The sequence below is a fragment of the Neisseria subflava genome, assembly GCF_024205705.1.
GTDB classification, from domain to species: domain Bacteria; phylum Pseudomonadota; class Gammaproteobacteria; order Burkholderiales; family Neisseriaceae; genus Neisseria; species Neisseria subflava_D.
This window is the reverse complement of sequence record NZ_CP073115.1, coordinates 551,526-568,962: the sequence shown is the minus strand read 5'-3', so window position 1 is coordinate 568,962 and position 17,437 is coordinate 551,526. Positions and strand designations below refer to the sequence as shown.

The following is a 17,437-nucleotide window of genomic DNA, read 5'->3' as shown; positions in this document are numbered from 1 at the left end:
GGCCGTCTGAATCTTTTCAGACGGCCTTTTCGATGACAAACCTCAGTGTATCTTCTCCCCCAACACATTCATTTTAAAGCCCACTTAAGCTATAATACCCACCACACACACTACCCAGTCATACCATAACCATGCAACTTACCGTCGTCGGACTCAATCACCAAACCGCGCCCTTGAGCATACGCGAAAAACTGGCATTTGCAGCTGCAAATCTGCCGGATGCCGTATCCAACCTCGCGCGCAGTGAGGCGGCGGAAGAAGCAGTCATTCTTTCTACCTGCAACCGCACCGAGCTTTACTGCGTCGGTGAAACCGAAAAAATCATCGACTGGTTGGCACAATATCACGACCTGCCTGCCGAAGAAATCCGCCCTTACCTCTATACCTTGGATAATAATGAAACTGTCCGCCACGCCTTCCGCGTTGCCTGCGGTTTGGACTCCATGGTCTTGGGCGAACCGCAAATTCTCGGTCAAATCAAAGATGCCGTCCGCGTCGCGCAAGAACAGGAAAGCATCAACACCCACTTAAACGCCCTGTTTCAAAAAACCTTTGCCGTTGCCAAAGAAGTGCGTACCGACACTGCTGTCGGCGAAAACTCCGTCTCCATGGCTTCTGCATCGGTCAAAATGGCAGAGCAAATCTTCCCTTCCATTTCCGACCTTAACGTCCTCTTTATCGGCGCAGGCGAAATGATTGAGCTGGTGGCTACTTATTTTGCCGCCAAAAATCCCAAGCTCATTACTGTTGCCAACCGCACACACCAGCGTGCGCAGGAATTGTGCGACAAACTCGGTGTCAACGCCGAAGCCTGCCTGCTGAACGAATTGCCCGATATTCTGCACGATTACGACGTGGTTGTTTCTTCCACCGCCAGCCAACTCCCCCTCGTCGGCAAAGGCATGGTCGAGCGCGCATTGAAAAAACGCCACAACATGCCCGTTTTCCTGCTGGATTTGGCCGTTCCGCGCGACATTGAAGCCGAAGTCAGCGAATTGGAAGATGCATATCTCTATACCGTGGACGACATGATGGACATTGTCCAAAGTGGTAAAGACGCACGCAAAAAGGCAGCGGCGGCGGCTGAAAGCATGGTGGAAGAAAAGGTTAGCGAATTTATCCGCCAACAGAAAAACCGCCAAAGCGTTCCGCTTATCCGCGCCTTGCGCGACGAAGGCGAACGCGCACGCCGCCAAGTATTGGAAAATGCCATGAAGCAACTGGCAAAAGGCGTATCCGCCGAGGATGTCCTCGAACGCCTCTCCATTCAGTTGACCAACAAACTGCTCCACTCTCCGACACGCACGCTCAATAAAGCGGGCTCGGACAACAGCGAATTAATCGATGCCGTGGCGCAGATCTACCATTTGGACCAACACGACTGACCACAATTTAAAGGCCGTCTGAAAAAAGCGAACCGACCGACAGGTCATATTCCAAAGTTTTCAGACGGCCTTAAAACAATAAAATCCCAATTATCATTTTTTCATTTAAAATGAAATGCTTGAAAAAAAACCGTTAAAGTGTAAAAATCCTATCTTATACATTTAAACAGCATTCAAACAATAAAACTGCCTGCCGATTCAAACGCATGCCGACAATACGATAGGCACCGGCAAAAGGAACTTTCGTGCATATTAAAACAAACACATATCTGGCCCTCGCTGTCCTCTCAGCTTCTCTTCTTTCAGGTTGCGACAAAGTCAGCACCTTTTTTGGCAAAGACGAAAACAAAGAACTCGTCCAACGCATAGAAACCAATACCGATGACGGTAAGGTCGGCATGCTGTTGCCCGATTTCGCCCAATTGGTACAAAACGAAGGACAGGCCGTCGTCAATATTCAAGCAACTCCGGCAAAACGCACTGCGACACCGGATGACGACCACAGCATGGACCTGAGCCAATTTCCCGACAACGATCCGTTTTACGAGTTCTTCAAACGCCTTGTTCCCAATATGCCCGACATGCCGCAAGAAGATACCGAAAGCGACGATTTGAATTTCGGTTCCGGCTTCATCATCAGCAAAGACGGCTATATCCTGACCAATACCCACGTGGTTGCCGGCATGGGCAATATCAAAGTCCTGCTCAACGACAAACGCGAATACACTGCCAAACTGGTCGGCTCAGATGCCCAATCCGATGTTGCCCTCTTAAAAATCGAGCCGCAAGAAGACTTGCCGGTTGTCAAAATCGGCAATCCGAAAGATTTGAAACCGGGCGAATGGGTAGCCGCCATTGGTGCGCCTTTCGGCTTTGACAACAGCGTAACCTCCGGCATCGTCTCCGCCAAAGGCCGCAGCCTGCCGAATGAAAACTACACGCCGTTCATCCAAACCGACGTTGCCATCAACCCCGGCAACTCAGGCGGCCCGTTATTCAACCTCCGTGGCCAAGTAGTCGGCATTAACTCGCAAATTTACAGCCGCAGCGGCGGTTTCATGGGCATTTCGTTTGCTATTCCGATTGATGTTGCCATGAATGTGGCCGATCAATTGAAAGCCAACGGCAAAGTCCAACGCGGTCAATTAGGCGTGGTTATTCAAGAAGTTTCTTATGATTTGGCCAAATCTTTCGGTTTGGACAAAGCAAGCGGCGCGCTGATTGCCAAAATCATGCCGAACAGCGCAGCGCAACAAGCCGGGTTGCAAGTCGGCGATATTGTCCGCAGCGTAAACGGAGAAGAAGTCCGCGCCTCCAGCGATTTGCCGGTCATGGTCGGCTCGATGATGCCGGGAAAAGAAGTGACTTTAAGCATTTGGCGCGGCGGCAAACAAACCGATGTCAAAGTCAAACTTGGCAGCGCAGCTGAACAAACGGAAACTTCTGCAAAAGAAGCCGAACACCCGCAACACGAAGGCGGCCATGACGGATTTACCGTTGAAAATGCAGGCCTAACTTTGCAGGTTGAAAACGCAGACGGCAAACAACGCTTAATCGTTCTGCGCGTTAGCGGTGCGGCCGAACGTGCCGGCCTCAAACGCGGCGACGAAATCATTGCCGTCAGTCAAATCAGCGTCAATGACGAATCCACTTTCCGTAGCGCATTGGAAAGCTCAGGCAAAAACGTACCGCTTTTGGTACAACGCGAAGGCAATACTTTGTTCCTCGCGCTAAATCTGCAGTAGTCCGATTTTTCAGACGGCATGATGATGTGTTAAATGATAAAATACCCATCTGTCAGAGGCGGTGGGTATTTTGTTATCCGTCTTCCAATTTAGGCCGTCTAAAAATATTTCACCGCTTATATACAATATAATTATGCAACTTATTAATTATTCGAATTCTATTTTATCTATCGTCCCGGCAGCCATTGCGCTCGCCTTGGCCATTGCCACGCGCCGTGTATTGCTGTCCCTCGGTGTCGGCATTATCGTTGGCTCATTCCTGCTGGTAGGCGGTAATCCACTTGATGCCTTGGTTCACTTGAAAGACATGGCGGTCAGCCTGACTTGGACGGACGGTGATTGGTCTTTGGGCAAACCCAAAATCCTGCTCTTTTTGGTGCTTTTAGGGATTTTCACTTCCCTGCTGACGCATTCCGGCAGTAACCAAGCATTTGCCGATTGGGCAAAACAGCACATCAAAGGCCGTCGCGGTGCGAAGCTGCTGACCGCCTGCTTGGTATTCGTTACCTTTATTGACGACTATTTCCACAGCCTTGCCGTCGGTGCGATTGCCCGCCCTGTAACCGACAAATTCAAAGTTTCCCGCGCCAAACTGGCTTATATCCTTGACTCCACTGCCGCTCCGATGTGCGTTTTGATGCCGGTATCCAGCTGGGGCGCATCGATTATCGCTACTTTGGCCGGCCTTTTGGTAACTTACAACATTACAGACTACACGCCAATGGGCGCATTCGTGGCCATGAGCCTGATGAATTACTACGCCGTCTTCGCATTGATTATGGTGTTTGTTGTGGCTTGGTTCTCTTTCGACATCGGCTCCATGGCACGTTTGGAACGCGCCGCTTTGAATGAAATTCATGATGAAACCGTTGAAACAGGCCATCCCAACGGCCGTGTATTTGCACTGATTGTGCCGGTTTTGGTACTGATCGTCGCCACTGTTTCCGCCATGATTTACACTGGCGCGCAAGCTTCTGAAACTTTCTCTTTGCTGAGCGCATTTGAAAATACCGATGTGAACACCTCCCTCGTGTTCGGCGGTACTTGCGGCGTATTGGCCGTCATCCTCTGCACCATCGGCACCATCAAAACCAGCGATTACCCTAAAGCCATTTGGCAGGGCATCATCTCTATGCGCGGTGCCATTACCATCTTGATTTTGGCATGGATCATCAGCACCGTTGTCAGCGAGATGCACACCGGCGAATACCTCTCCACTTTGGTGGCAGGCAATATCCACGCAGGCTTCCTGCCCGTGATTTTGTTTATGCTCGCAGGCGTGATGGCCTTCGCTACCGGCACAAGCTGGGGTACATTCGGCATCATGTTGCCGATTGCCGCCGCCATGGCCGTCAAAGTAGAACCTTCGCTGATTATCCCTTGCATGTCTGCCGTAATGGCCGGTGCCGTATTTGGCGACCACTGCTCACCGATTTCCGACACCACCATCCTCTCTTCTACCGGCGCACACTGTAACCACATCGACCACGTTACCTCGCAATTCCCTTACGCGCTGACCGTAGCCGCGTCTGCCGCCTCAGGCTACCTCGCACTGGGCATGACCGGCTCTGCACCTTTAGGTTTTGTGGTAACCGGCATCGTGATGGTTGTGTTGATTTTCATCTTAAAAGACAAGAAAAAAGCAACTGCCTAATTCAAAACCAATATATTCAGACGGCCTGAGATATTCCTACACTCTCAGGCCGTCTGAACATAACGATTATCCAATATATACATTATTCAGGACAAAACAATGAATACGCCTCATCTTCCACGCGGCCCAGTCATGGCCGACGTCGCTGCCTATCATCTGACCGAAGAAGAAAAACAACGCCTGCTCGACCCTGCCGTCGGTGGCGTTATTTTGTTCCGCCGCAACTTTGAAAATGTCTCCCAGCTCAAAGCTTTGGTTCAAGAAATCAAAGCCGTTCGTACGCCTGAACTCATCATCGCCGTCGACCACGAAGGCGGACGGGTTCAACGTTTTATTGACGGCTTCACCCGACTGCCTGCCATGAACGTATTGGGCGAAATTTGGGATAACGAAGGCAAAGAAGCCGCCTGCGCCCAAGCAGAACAAGTCGGCTGGGTTTTGGCTACCGAACTTTCGGCCTGCGGTATCGACCTATCCTTTACACCTGTATTGGATTTGGATTGGGGTCAATGCGCCGTCATCGGCAACCGCAGTTTCCACCGCGACGCCAACATCGTTACCCAGCTTGCCCTTGCCCTGCAAAAAGGTCTGAACAAAGGCGGTATGAAATCTTGCGGCAAACACTTCCCTGGCCACGGCTTTGTCGAAGGCGACAGCCATCACGTCCTGCCTTGCGACGAACGCAGCCGCGAAGCGCTCGAAGCCGCAGACCTTATCCCATTCCGAGCATTGAGCCAAGCAGGCATGGCCGCAGTCATGCCTGCCCACGTCGTGTACCCGCAAATCGACAGCCAACCTGCCGGCTTCTCCGAAAAATGGCTGAAACAAATCCTGCGCCAAGAAATCGGATTTAACGGCGTTATCTTTTCAGACGACCTGACCATGGAAGGCGCATGTGGTGTCGGCGGTATTAAAGAACGCGCCCGCCTTTCTTTTGAAGCAGGCTGCGATATTGTACTGGTGTGCAACCGACCGGACTTGGTTGATGAATTGCGAGACGGTTTCCACGCACCTGAAAACACCGACTTGGCAGCACGTTGGCAATACATGGCCAATACATTGACCGTACAAGAAGCTGCCGACATCATGGAAACCGAAGAATTCCAAGCCGCCCAACAGGCTACTGCCAAACTGGCTACGCCCAAAGACATCGCAGGCGGTGTCAAAGTCGGCGAAGCATTTTGATTCAAGGCCGTCTGAAACATTGACGGCAAATAAAAAAAGGAAGACTTGAAAAGTCTTCCTTTTTTTATTCAAACCGATTAGCGATGTTGCGGATTGTAACGGCTTTCCAATCGCAGGAATACCCAGCCCAAAAAGCTTGTCAGCACCAAATAAATCAGCGCGATTGTATAAAGCGGCTCTTCATAGACAGAATAGCGGCCGGTAATCGTGCTTTGTACATAAGCTAACTCAGCCACGCCAATGACCGACAACAATGAGCTGTCTTTCAACAAAGTAATAAATTCACTGGCCAATGGCGGCAACATACGGCGCAACGCTTGAGGCAAAATGACATAACGCATTGCCTGAGTATAGGTCAGACCCAGAGAACGCGCAGCTTCCATTTGTCCTTTATCAATCGATTGAATACCGGCACGGAAAATTTCACAAATATACGCACCTGAGTTCGCAACCAAAGCCAAAGAACCGGCAATCAGCGCACCATAAGAACGGCGCAGATCAACAGCTGCTTCGCCGCTAATCAGCACACCATCGGCCGGGTGAACGAAAAATGGGAACCAAACATAAGCCCAAATCACAATTTGTACAAACAATGGCGTACCGCGAAACAGCGTCACATACCAAAAGGAAATCTTACGCAAAACCCAAGCCAAGGCTCGCATCGGTGCACCAGCTTTTTCCGGATTGATCAAACGCGCCAATGCCAGTAGCAAACCCAAAACCGAGCCACCTGCCGTTGCAACCACCGTCAGTCCCAGCGTTGTCAACACGCCGTATAAAAACATCCAGCGGTATTCATAAATAATGTCAAAACGAAAATCCATAACCCTTCCGTCGGTCAAAATCGGTAACTAATCCGAATATTTTTTAAAATGAAGCTTGATATTTTACAAGAAAATACATTGCTTGAACGGTTTTTTGTTAAATTATTCCACCCAACCCTGCTTTTTTACATTTCCAATGAATTGCAGCCCCTTTTCACCTTTCATCATATAAGACATTTTCCGTATAAAAAACAAAGCGCAAACCCGACACAAAATTGACCGAAACACAAAAACAGCGGATAATCCGCCCATTCTTCAAACATCTTTCAGACGGCCTTCCCTCTTTCCTTGAGGGCCGTCTGAAAACATTTTAAAAAGCATAAAACATGAAAGCACCCGAACTCTTATTGCCAGCAGGCGGCCTCGAACGTATGCGCGCTGCCTATGATTACGGCGCAGATGCCGTTTACGCCGGCAGCCCGCGTTACTCTCTGCGCGCCCGCAACAACGAATTTGCCAAACTCGACGTCCTCGAACAAGGCATTAAAGAAGCGCACGAGCGCAACAAAAAATTCTTCCTGACCGTAAATACGCTGCCGCACAACTCCAAACTCAAAACCTTTGTTTCCGATATGGAACCCTTGATTGCCATGAAACCCGACGCGCTGATTATGGCGGATCCGGGTTTGATCATGACCGTGCGCGAAAAATGGCCGGAAATGCCAATCCATCTATCCGTTCAGGCAAACACCACCAACTACTGGGGCGTAAAATTCTGGCAGAACATCGGTGTCGAACGCATCATCCTGTCGCGCGAATTGAGCATGGAAGAAATCGCCGAAATCCGCCAAGAATGTCCGGATATCGAACTCGAAGTCTTCATTCACGGCGCATTGTGTATCGCCTACTCCGGCCGTTGCCTATTGTCGGGCTACTTCAACCACCGCGATCCCAACCAAGGCACCTGCACCAACTCCTGCCGTTGGGACTACAAGGTTCACAACGCCACTGAAAGCGATGCAGGCGATGCCCAGCTTCTGCAAGGTTTCAACTTTGAAAAAGCCCAAGAAGAAGCCAACCAAAACTTTGAAGGCATCAACGGTCAAAAACGCCATCCCTACGCCGACAAAGTTTTCCTGATTGAAGAGTCCAACCGCCCGGGCGAAATGATGCCGATTATGGAAGACGAACACGGCACCTACATCATGAACTCCAAAGACCTTCGCGGCATCGAAGTAGTTGAAAAACTGGCCAAAATCGGCGTGGACAGCCTCAAAGTCGAAGGCCGCACCAAATCGCTTTATTATGTTGCACGCGTGGCCCAGTCCTACCGCAAAGCGATTGACGATGCCGTTGCAGGCCGTCCGTTTGATTACAGCCTGTTGAGCGAACTCGAAGGCCTTGCCAACCGCGGCTACACCAGCGGCTTCCTTGAGCGCCACCAAACCCAGGATTACCAAAACTACCTCAGTGGCCATTCGATTGCCAAACAAAGCCAATATGTCGGCCACGTTACCGAAATTGACGAAAACGGCTGGGCGACCATCGAAGTCAAAAACCGCTTTGCCATCGGCGATTCACTCGAAATTATCCACCCGAGCGGCAACCAAACCATCAAATTGGAACAAATGACCCGCAAAGGTCAGCCTGTCGATGTGGCACCAGGCAACGGCATTCAGGTCAAAATCCCCAATATGCAGGGCAAAGAAAAAGCTTTGGTTGCGCGGATTATGAATCCTTAAACGTCAACAAAATAAAGGCCGTCTGAAAGTTTCAGACGGCCTTTTTAAATGATCTATACTGTTTTAAGCCTGTTCTTGCAATACAGCGGCAATCAATTCTTCCGCACCATCATCTGCCAGTTTTTTGGCGACTGCGCGACCCAAGGCATCGGCGTATTCGGCAGGGGCTTGCGCGTCCGCCTGCAAAATGACCGAACCATCAGGATGACCGACCAAGCCGCGCAAAGTCAGCAAGCCGTTTTCTTCAGTGCAATATGCGGCCAGCGGCACTTGGCAGCTTCCGCCCAAAGCGCGCGCTAACGCGCGTTCGGCCGTAACGCAGGCGTGTGTGGTATCGTGGTTCAAAGGCTTCAAGACTTCGTACAAATCTTCGCGATGCGCTGCAATTTCAATACCCAATGCGCCTTGTCCGGCGGCAGGCAGACTGTCGGATTCCGACAAAATCATGCGGATGCGTTCGTCCAATTCCAGACGCTGCAAACCGGCGGCGGCCAAGATAATCGCGTCGTATTCGCCATTATCAAGTTTGGACAAACGGGTTTGCACATTGCCGCGCAAAGGTTTGATAACCAAATGCGGATAGCGCGCACGCAACTGGGCTTCACGGCGCAGGCTGGATGTGCCGACGACGGCGCCTTTGGGCATTTCTTCCAAACGCGCGTATTGGTTGGACACAAACGCGTCAAACGGATTGGCGCGTTCGCCGATAGCTGCAAGCGCGAAACCTTCAGGCAAATCCATCGGTACGTCTTTAATCGAATGCACGGCCAAATCAGCCCGGCCGTCATACAAAGCCTGTTCCAACTCTTTGACAAACAAGCCTTTACCGCCGACCTTTGACAAAGTTCTGTCCAAAATCTGGTCGCCGCGCGTGGTCATGCCCAAAATCTCGACCTCGCAATCGGGATACAGGGCTTTCAGACGGCCTTGGATGTGTTTTGCCTGCCACATGGCAAGCAGGCTTTCGCGACTGGCGATAACGAGTTTTTTCGGGTTCATAATGGTTGCCTGAAAGATGGAAAACGGCATGAAGTCTATCATATTTTGGGCGGTTTTTCAGACGGCATGGGGGTGAATATGTTATATTTACACCTAAAAACCAAATTTTCCGGACAACATGAAACGCGCCAAACAATATCCTTTTTTATCCTTACAGCGGCAACGTTTTCATCTGAACTTTGAAAACGCTTCTTCCGCCGCCAACCTTCCTTCAGAGAACGACTTCTACCGCTGGGCGTGGTCTGCCTTGAAAAACGAATACCGCCGCGCCGACATCAGCCTGATTCTTCTGGACGAAGAAGAAGCCCGCGCCTACAACCGCGACTACCGCGGCAAAGATTACGCCACCAATGTATTGAGTTTCGCGCTCAACGAAGGCGAAATCCTGCCCGACCAGTTTTCAGACGGCCTGTATGGCGATTTGGTAATTTGCCCGCAAGTGGTTTTAAAAGAAGCCGCCGAACAAGGCAAAACACCCGAGCAGCATTTTGCCCACCTGACCATACACGGTACTTTACACCTGATGGGCTACGACCACATCGAAGACGATGAAGCCGAAATAATGGAAGCCGAAGAAATCCGCCTGATGCTGGCGGCAGGTTTCCCCAACCCCTACCAAGAGGACGAATATTAAAATGGACGGTACGCAGTCGAAACCCAAGTTTTTCGAACGCCTAATCTCCCGACTTGCCGGCGAGCCCGACTCCGCCGAAGACGTATTGACCCTGCTGCGCCAAGCGCACGAGCAGGAAGTTTTTGACGCCGACACACTGACCCGGCTGGAAAAAGTATTGGACTTTGCCGAGCTGGAAGTGCGCGATGCCATGATTACGCGCAGCCGCATGAACGTATTGAAAGAAAACGACAGCATCGAGCGCATCACGGCCTACGTCATCGAAACCGCCCATTCGCGTTTCCCCGTCATCGGCGAAGACAAAGACGAAGTTTTGGGCATTTTGCACGCCAAAGACCTGCTCAAATATATGTTTAACCCCGAGCAGTTCCACCTGAAATCCGTCTTGCGCCCTGCCGTTTTCGTCCCCGAAGGCAAATCACTGGCCTCCCTTTTAAAAGAATTCCGCGAACAACGCAACCACATGGCGATTGTCATTGACGAATACGGCGGCACATCCGGCCTGGTAACCTTTGAAGACATCATCGAGCAAATCGTCGGCGACATCGAAGACGAGTTTGACGAAGACGACAGTGCCGACAATATCCACGCCGTTTCTTCCGAACGCTGGCGCATCCACGCCGCAACCGAAATCGAAGACATCAACGCCTTTTTCGGTACGGAATACAGCAGCGAAGAAGCCGATACCATCGGCGGCCTGGTCATTCAAGAGTTGGGACATCTGCCCGTGCGCGGCGAAAAAGTCATCATCGGCAGCCTGCAATTTACCGTCGCACGCGCCGACAACCGCCGTCTGCACACCCTGATGGCCACACGAATTAAAGAAAACACGGATAAACCATGATTATTCTGGATCACGTCTCCAAACACTATCAAACACGCGACAACAAAGACTTTGTCGCCGTCGAGCCGACCAGCCTCGAAATCAAACAGGGAGAAATCTTCGGCCTGATGGGCTATTCCGGCGCAGGCAAATCTACCCTGCTGCGCCTGATTAATTTATTGGAACGTCCGGATACAGGTACCGTCAGCGTGTGCGGCCAAGAACTGACCGCGCTCAACGCCACGCAACTGCGCCACGCCAGACAAAACATCGGCATGGTATTCCAACAGTTCAACCTATTAAGCAACCGTACCGTTGCCGAAAACGTCGCCTTTCCTTTAGAAATTGCCAAATGGCCGTCTAAAAAAATCCAAGCGCGTGTTGAAGAATGTTTGGAAATCGTCGATTTGCAAGACCGTGCCAACCATTACCCGTCCCAACTTTCTGGCGGTCAAAAACAACGTGTCGGCATTGCCCGTGCGCTGGCGCCGAAACCTCAAGTCATCCTCGCCGACGAACCCACTTCCGCCCTCGATCCTGCCACTACGCGCAGCGTTTTGAAGTGTTTGGAAGACATCAACCGACGTTTCAACGTAACCATCGTCATCGTTACCCATGAAATGAGCGTTATCCGCCGCCTGTGCGACCGCGCCGCCCTCTTGGACAAAGGCCGTCTGCTGGAAATCGTTGAAGTACACGGCAACCAAATCCATGCCCAATCCGAAATCGGGCAAGAGCTGATTCGAGAGGACTAATATGGCAGATTTAACATTTGAAAGTGCTGTTGCGACCATCGTCAGCATGAAGGGCGAAATTATCCAAGCCTTGGGCGAAACCTTTATTATGGTCGGCCTATCGACTACTTTCGCCGTTATTTTCGGTACGATTTTGGGCGTATTGCTGTTTGTGACGTCAAGTCATCAGTTGCACTACAACAAACAGCTGAATTTGTTTTTGGACAATCTGGTCAACCTGATGCGTGCGTTCCCTTTCGTCATCCTGATGATTGCCATGATTCCTGTTACACGCGCCATCATCGGTACGACCATCGGCCCGGTTGCCGCCTCATTGGTATTGAGCGTATCCGGCCTGTTCTATTTTGCCCGTCTGGTCGAGCAAAACCTGCGCGAAGTACCCAGAGGCGTAATTGAAGCGGCCTCCGCAATGGGTGCCTCACCCATGAGCATCATCTGCAAAGTGCTTTTGAATGAAGCGCGCGCAGGTATGGTTTCCAGCATTACCGTACTGGCTATTGGCCTTTTGTCGTACAGCGCGGCGGCAGGTATGATTGGCGGCGGCGGTTTGGGCGACCTTGCTATCCGTTACGGCTACTACCGCTATCAAATGGAAGTCATCATCTTCATCGTTGCCATCCTGGTTTTACTCGTTATCCTGATTCAAGGTATCGGCAACAGATTGGCGCGCAAACTGGATAAACGTTAAACAAACCAGGCCGTCTGAAATGGACTTACTATTTTTCAGACGGCCTGTTATCTATTTAGAACATATTAGGATATACCAAATAAATCTACAAAAAACACCCTCATATTCCCAAAATAGATTTACAATTCCTCTTTTTTTGACGGCGGCAGCTTAAGGCCGTCTGAAACCGTTTTATCATCCATCTGGAGCAAAATATGAAAACCAACACATTCTTCAAAACCCTTTCTGCTGCTGCGCTGGCCATCGTACTGGCTGCCTGCGGCGGTCAAAAAGACAGCGCGCCTGCTGCCTCTGCTGCTTCTTCTGCCGACAACGGCGCAGAGAAAAAAGAAATCGTCTTCGGTACAACCGTCGGCGACTTCGGCGATATGGTTAAAGACCAAATCCAACCGGCTTTGGAGAAAAAAGGCTATAAAGTCAAACTGATCGAATTTACCGACTATGTGCGCCCCAACCTTGCTTTGGCTGAAGGCGAATTGGACATCAACATCTTCCAACACAAACCTTATCTGGACGACTTCAAAAAAGAACACAAACTGGACATCATTGAAGCCTTCCAAGTACCGACTGCACCTTTGGGCCTCTATCCTGGCAAACTGAAATCTTTGGACGAATTGAAAGACGGCGTCAGCGTTTCTGCACCTAACGACCCATCTAACTTTGCCCGTGCATTGGTTATGTTGAACGAATTGGGCTGGATTAAACTGAAAGCCGACGTTGATCCGCTGACTGCCTCTAAAAACGATATTGCCGAAAATCCAAAAAACATCCAAATCGTAGAACTTGAAGCCGCCCAACTGCCACGCAGCCGTGCCGACGTTGACTTTGCCATCGTTAACGGCAACTACGCCATGAGCAGCGGCATGAAACTGACCGAAGCCCTATTCCAAGAGCCAAGCTTCGCCTACGTTAACTGGTCTGCCGTCCGCACTGCCGACAAAGACAGCCAATGGCTGAAAGATGTAACCGAAGCCTACAACTCTGACGAGTTCAAAGCTTACTCACAAAAACGCTTTGCCGGTTACAAATACCCTGCGGCATGGGGTGAAAACGCAGCAGCAGGTGCTCAAGCCGAAGCCGCCTCTACTGCTTCTGCAACCAAATAAATCGCTCTTTGAAAAAAGGCCGTCTGAACGTTCAGACGGCCTTTTTCTATTGATTATCTCTTCTCAAAGCTCAAAATAAGTTTTTTGATTAACGCCAAATACTTACGTAATTCCCTTTTTAAAACCAAATCAATATGTTGTAAAAAAGTTCAATAAGAAATCATGTTTTTATTCAATAGAATCAATCACTAAATGAATTATTCTACTTTTTTATAATATTCACTAGTAATGTTCCGCTTATCCTGATATTATACCGTTCATCTAAAGACATCCGGTTATCTGCATTACAGACCGCTCATCTGAATTGCTTCAAACCACTTTGTCGGATTTTCCCATATATGTTGTGTTTCTCCGTATCGAAGGGGTTTGAGCGGTCGAAATACCGTTTTGCTTAGATATTAAAGCTTCGTGCTTTGAAATGAGTGAATTTTTGTTTTAAGTGTCGTAATCTCTTGCTAATTACTCCCAGCTGCAAGAGTTTCAGGGTTGCCCCTTGGGCAGCCCTTCTTTTTTTATATTTCATTATTTCAATATCTTAGACTTTCCCTTATTCATATATTCAAACCAACTGGCAAAACCATTCTTTTTCTCAATCTCAAATCTTCTTCAATTCATTATTCGGCATCACCAGCCAAACCTGTGCCTTTTTAACTTGGGCCGCTGCTCGGATGGCCGCTTCATCCATAATAGAAAATGCGGTAGAAAAAGCATCGGCAACCGCCGCACTCTCCGCCATGACGCTCATGCTTTTATAGCGCGGCTGGCTTCCGCCTGTGCGCGGGTCAAACAGATGGGTAAATTTGCCTGCCTCGTCCATTACCGTGCCATAGCCGCCCGATGTGGCAAACGCTTGATTTTTCATGGCAATAGTGGTCAGGATTTGGTCTTCTTGGTCGGGATTGCGAATGCTGACATTCCACTCGCGCTGGTTAGCATTATCAAAGCCGTAAATCTCCCCCATATCAATCAATGCCTGGGTAACGCCTTGCTGCTTCAACAATTCAGCTACTTTGTCGGTGATATAGCCCTGCGCAATGCCGTTGAGCGACAGGCCCATGCCTCTTTGGGCAAAACGGATTTCTTTGGTATCAAAATCGACTTTGTTGAAATCCACTAATTTGAGCGTGTCTTTGATACTGCGTTCAGATGGCGGCGTTTCGGTTTTAGGGTTTCGTCTGAAATGATCGGCATACAGATTCCACAATGGCTGAATGCTGGGATCAAATGCACCCTGCGTCAGCTGATGGATATCTCGGCTGATACTGAGCAGCTGTAAAAAATCAGATGGCGGATTTTTCAGACGGCCTTCTCGGTTTAAACGGCTGATCAGGCTGTCGTCCCGATACAGGCTGAAGATTTTTTCCAACCGTAAAACTTCCGCCAATACTTTGTTGACTAATATTTCTGCCTGCTTGCGCTCAACGCCGAACAAACGCAACTCCGCGCCCGAACCCAATGCAATGCCTCTCCAAATAACTGGCTGCTCTTCTTGATTTGGGCTGGTCGGATGAGTCGGTTGATTGGTTTTGCGGCTGATGGCAAAAGGAATGCCGACACCGGCGGCAAGGGTGGCAGCTATGGCAAGGAAACGGCGGCGCGTTAAAGGGGTGGACATAAAGTATTCCTTAGATTTTTTATCTTTACATTGAAAGCCGCATTCATTAAATCATCAATCGGCAGCTTCCAATACAAAGGCCGTCTGAAACTGTTTCAGACGGCCTTCTATTGATTGTTTTATTTGAAAATGTATTCGTCGGGCATCTCTGCAAAACCGACTACTCTGCCGCCTTTTTCTTTGGCGAATTTTTCAGCCTGAGCCTTGTCGGCAAACGGAAGTGCGTCTTCCGCACCCATGCCGCCGATAAAGCTGCTTTCGATGACGTAATAGGCTTTTTTCGCATCTATCCATTCGGCGTCAGCATTGGGTTTTTCCCAATCTTTGACTTTGCCCATATCGGTAACATAGATGACATGAATGCCTTTAGGCTCTTCGGGCAGCTTTGTATAACCGAACATCTGCTTAATGGTGGAAAACCAAACTGGTTTGTCAGGTTTGCCGTTCAAGAAGATTTGCGCTTTAGGGCCGTTGTGTTCAGTCAAATTCATGCTGCAGTAATGACCGACCGCGCTGTCGCTGATTTGTTGGGGCGCAGGCGGAGGGCTGTTATCCTGCTTGCTGCAGGCTGCCAATGCGATGAGTGTGAAGGTTGTCAATAATATTTTTCTCATATTTGTCGCTTTCCGAAAATCCAGGCGGCTAAGACCAAGGGAATGATAACCCATAATACCTGAGCCGTCAGCAAAACAGGCATACTCAGGCTGATTTGTTCGCTCAAACCGGCCATACCTGCGTACATCGCGGTGTTTTCATAACCGGTCAGGTTGAGCAGACGGTAAATGTCGGAAGGATTGAACAAGAGAATGGTTTCTACAACAGGCGCGGTAATGACTTGTTCAGTATCAGCAACCAAAACACCCAAAAGCGCCATATCGAAAATCACCACAAAAAACAGCCATACGCCGATGGCGATACCGGCGGCAGTACCGCGTTCTTTGACTTTCGCGCTAATCAAATATCCCATAGACAAAAAGGCTGCGCCAAGAATCACACTGGCAGCAATCAAAAGGGCGAAAGGTTGCCATGCGGCAATATCAAAACCGCCGTTGGCAAGCTGAAGGGTAATACCTGCCAATCCGTAGCCTGCCGTGGTAGCTAAGGCAAGGATGATGAGATGGCCGATAAATTTGCCGGCAAGGATTTGGTTGCGCGAAATCGGATAGCTCAACAACAGCGCCATCGTACCGCGTTCAATTTCGCCAATCAGCGCGTCATAAGAGAGCAACATCGCAATCAGCGGAATCAGGAAAATAGACAGGCTGGACAGACTGACTACAGTTACCGTCAAGGGATCAACCTTGACCGAACCGGTAGGCGAGCTGCCAAGAAAGCCTAATGACAATGCCAATGCGGCAAGCAAAAGTGCGGCGGCAAGAACCCAACGGTTGCGCAGGCTGTCGCGGACTTCTTTGCCGGTAATAATCCAAACGGGGTTCATACGTCTTCCCTCTTCAAGAATTGCGCGTACATATCGTCAAGTGTCGGGGTATGGATATCGATATAGGCAAGGTTGCCCAAATCACCCAATTCGCTCAAAAGTCCCATACGCTCTTCGGCTTTACATTGCGCTTTATACGACAGGCCATCTGAAAGCGGATGCCAACGCTCGCTCAACGGGCGCGCTTCTTTCAAGCGGACGTTGACGGTCAGCGGCAGACCGCTTTGAACATGCAACTCATCCATGCTGCCGTCGGCAACTTTCACGCCGTTTTTCATAACGATGATGCGGTCGGCGTGGCCGTCAAGCTCGGCCAGTGCATGGGTGCTGAGCAATACGGTTGCGCCGCGCCCATTGAGTTCGCGCACAACTTCATAAAACATTTGACGCGAAGCCGGATCAAGACCGGTAGTCGGCTCGTCAAACAGTAAGACTTTAGGCTCGCCCAACAAGGCTTGTGCCAAAGCGAGGCGTTGGCGCATCCCTTTGGAGTAAGTGCCGACGCGGCGGCGTGCGGCCTGGGAAATGCCGACACGCTCGAGCAATTCGCGGTTTTTACTCAGGGGCTGTTTTTTAAGTTTGGCATAGAAATCCATGGTTTCGATACCGGTCAATGAAGGGTGCAATGCAACCGTTTCAGGCAGGTAACCGATTTGGCTGCGACGCTGCGCCCCTGCTTTACTGCCGGTCGGTTCTCCCAAAAGCATCACTTCGCCCTCGGTCGGCGTAATCAGACCGAGTATCAGCTTCATAATGGTAGATTTGCCTGCACCGTTGTGTCCTGCCATGCCGACGCTCTCGCCAGCCTTGAGAACCAGATCGACTTGGTTGACGGCCTTTTGGCTGCCAAACTGCTTGGTCACGTTTCTTAATTCAACGTGGTTGGTACTGCTCATGAATA

The 17,437-nt window shown here is 50.1% G+C and carries 16 protein-coding genes; 10 read left to right on the top strand and 6 right to left on the bottom strand.

From position 1 onward, the window contains the following. The first annotated feature begins 131 nt into the window (after window positions 1-131). The 4 genes from hemA (at window position 132) to nagZ (ending at window position 5,969) form a co-directional block, all read left to right on the top strand. Complete coding sequence (gene hemA, locus KCG54_RS02820; protein ID WP_254324584.1) at window positions 132-1,385, top strand: glutamyl-tRNA reductase; 1,254 nt, start codon at window positions 132-134, stop codon at window positions 1,383-1,385. A gap of 245 nt (window positions 1,386-1,630) precedes the next feature. Next, complete coding sequence (locus tag KCG54_RS02815) at window positions 1,631-3,130, top strand: DegQ family serine endoprotease (RefSeq protein ID WP_254324583.1); 1,500 nt, start codon at window positions 1,631-1,633, stop codon at window positions 3,128-3,130. A 133-nt stretch (window positions 3,131-3,263) separates the two neighbouring features. After that, complete coding sequence (locus KCG54_RS02810; protein WP_254324582.1) at window positions 3,264-4,784, top strand: Na+/H+ antiporter NhaC family protein; 1,521 nt, start codon at window positions 3,264-3,266, stop codon at window positions 4,782-4,784. A 99-nt stretch (window positions 4,785-4,883) separates the two neighbouring features. After that, window positions 4,884-5,969, top strand: a complete 1,086-nt coding sequence (gene nagZ, locus KCG54_RS02805; RefSeq protein WP_254324581.1) for a beta-N-acetylhexosaminidase — start codon at window positions 4,884-4,886, stop codon at window positions 5,967-5,969. Between the two features lie 77 nt (window positions 5,970-6,046). Here the strand turns inward: nagZ and KCG54_RS02800 are convergent, their stop codons facing one another. Beyond that, window positions 6,047-6,793: an amino acid ABC transporter permease gene (locus tag KCG54_RS02800; RefSeq protein WP_128580488.1), complete on the bottom strand. Its 747-nt coding sequence runs from the start codon at window positions 6,791-6,793 to the stop codon at window positions 6,047-6,049. 326 nt (window positions 6,794-7,119) lie between these two features. Here KCG54_RS02800 and yegQ point away from each other — a divergent pair, with 326 nt between their 5' ends. Beyond that, complete coding sequence (gene yegQ / locus KCG54_RS02795; RefSeq protein WP_070646281.1) at window positions 7,120-8,475, top strand: tRNA 5-hydroxyuridine modification protein YegQ; 1,356 nt, start codon at window positions 7,120-7,122, stop codon at window positions 8,473-8,475. A gap of 63 nt (window positions 8,476-8,538) precedes the next feature. Here yegQ and hemC read toward each other — a convergent pair whose 3' ends face one another. Then, entirely contained in the window at window positions 8,539-9,474 is a 936-nt protein-coding gene (gene hemC / locus KCG54_RS02790) for a hydroxymethylbilane synthase (protein ID WP_107810756.1), read from the bottom strand. 118 nt (window positions 9,475-9,592) lie between these two features. Here hemC and ybeY point away from each other — a divergent pair, with 118 nt between their 5' ends. From ybeY to KCG54_RS02765, 5 genes are all read left to right on the top strand, one after another. After that, window positions 9,593-10,108, top strand: a complete 516-nt coding sequence (gene ybeY / locus KCG54_RS02785) for an rRNA maturation RNase YbeY (protein ID WP_070826620.1) — start codon at window positions 9,593-9,595, stop codon at window positions 10,106-10,108. Between the two features lies 1 nt (window position 10,109). Continuing rightward, window positions 10,110-10,952 carry an HlyC/CorC family transporter gene (locus KCG54_RS02780; RefSeq protein WP_254324580.1) on the top strand — a complete coding sequence of 281 codons (843 nt, stop codon included), beginning with the start codon at window positions 10,110-10,112 and terminating at the stop codon, window positions 10,950-10,952. Then, window positions 10,949-11,686 (top strand): methionine ABC transporter ATP-binding protein, encoded by a 738-nt coding sequence (locus KCG54_RS02775; protein ID WP_254324579.1) that lies wholly within the window; start codon window positions 10,949-10,951, stop codon window positions 11,684-11,686. The genes KCG54_RS02780 and KCG54_RS02775 overlap by 4 nt, the downstream gene beginning before the upstream one ends. A 1-nt stretch (window position 11,687) precedes the next feature. Then, window positions 11,688-12,374, top strand: a complete 687-nt coding sequence (locus KCG54_RS02770) for a methionine ABC transporter permease (protein ID WP_004519678.1) — start codon at window positions 11,688-11,690, stop codon at window positions 12,372-12,374. A 194-nt stretch (window positions 12,375-12,568) separates the two neighbouring features. Then, window positions 12,569-13,480, top strand: a complete 912-nt coding sequence (locus tag KCG54_RS02765) for a MetQ/NlpA family ABC transporter substrate-binding protein (protein ID WP_070695416.1) — start codon at window positions 12,569-12,571, stop codon at window positions 13,478-13,480. A 595-nt stretch (window positions 13,481-14,075) separates the two neighbouring features. Here KCG54_RS02765 and KCG54_RS02760 read toward each other — a convergent pair. From KCG54_RS02760 to KCG54_RS02745, 4 genes are all read right to left on the bottom strand, one after another. After that, window positions 14,076-15,095, bottom strand: a complete 1,020-nt coding sequence (locus KCG54_RS02760; RefSeq protein ID WP_070695418.1) for an FAD:protein FMN transferase — start codon at window positions 15,093-15,095, stop codon at window positions 14,076-14,078. A gap of 119 nt (window positions 15,096-15,214) precedes the next feature. Continuing rightward, the gene (locus tag KCG54_RS02755) at window positions 15,215-15,709 is read right to left on the bottom strand and encodes a nitrous oxide reductase accessory protein NosL (protein ID WP_070695420.1); all 495 of its coding nucleotides are present in this window, start codon (window positions 15,707-15,709) and stop codon (window positions 15,215-15,217) included. Next, entirely contained in the window at window positions 15,706-16,536 is an 831-nt protein-coding gene (locus tag KCG54_RS02750) for an ABC transporter permease (RefSeq protein ID WP_254324578.1), read from the bottom strand. The genes KCG54_RS02755 and KCG54_RS02750 overlap by 4 nt, the downstream gene beginning before the upstream one ends. Beyond that, the gene (locus tag KCG54_RS02745) at window positions 16,533-17,432 is read right to left on the bottom strand and encodes an ABC transporter ATP-binding protein (protein ID WP_254324577.1); all 900 of its coding nucleotides are present in this window, start codon (window positions 17,430-17,432) and stop codon (window positions 16,533-16,535) included. The genes KCG54_RS02750 and KCG54_RS02745 overlap by 4 nt, the downstream gene beginning before the upstream one ends. Window positions 17,433-17,437: the final 5 nt, after the last annotated feature.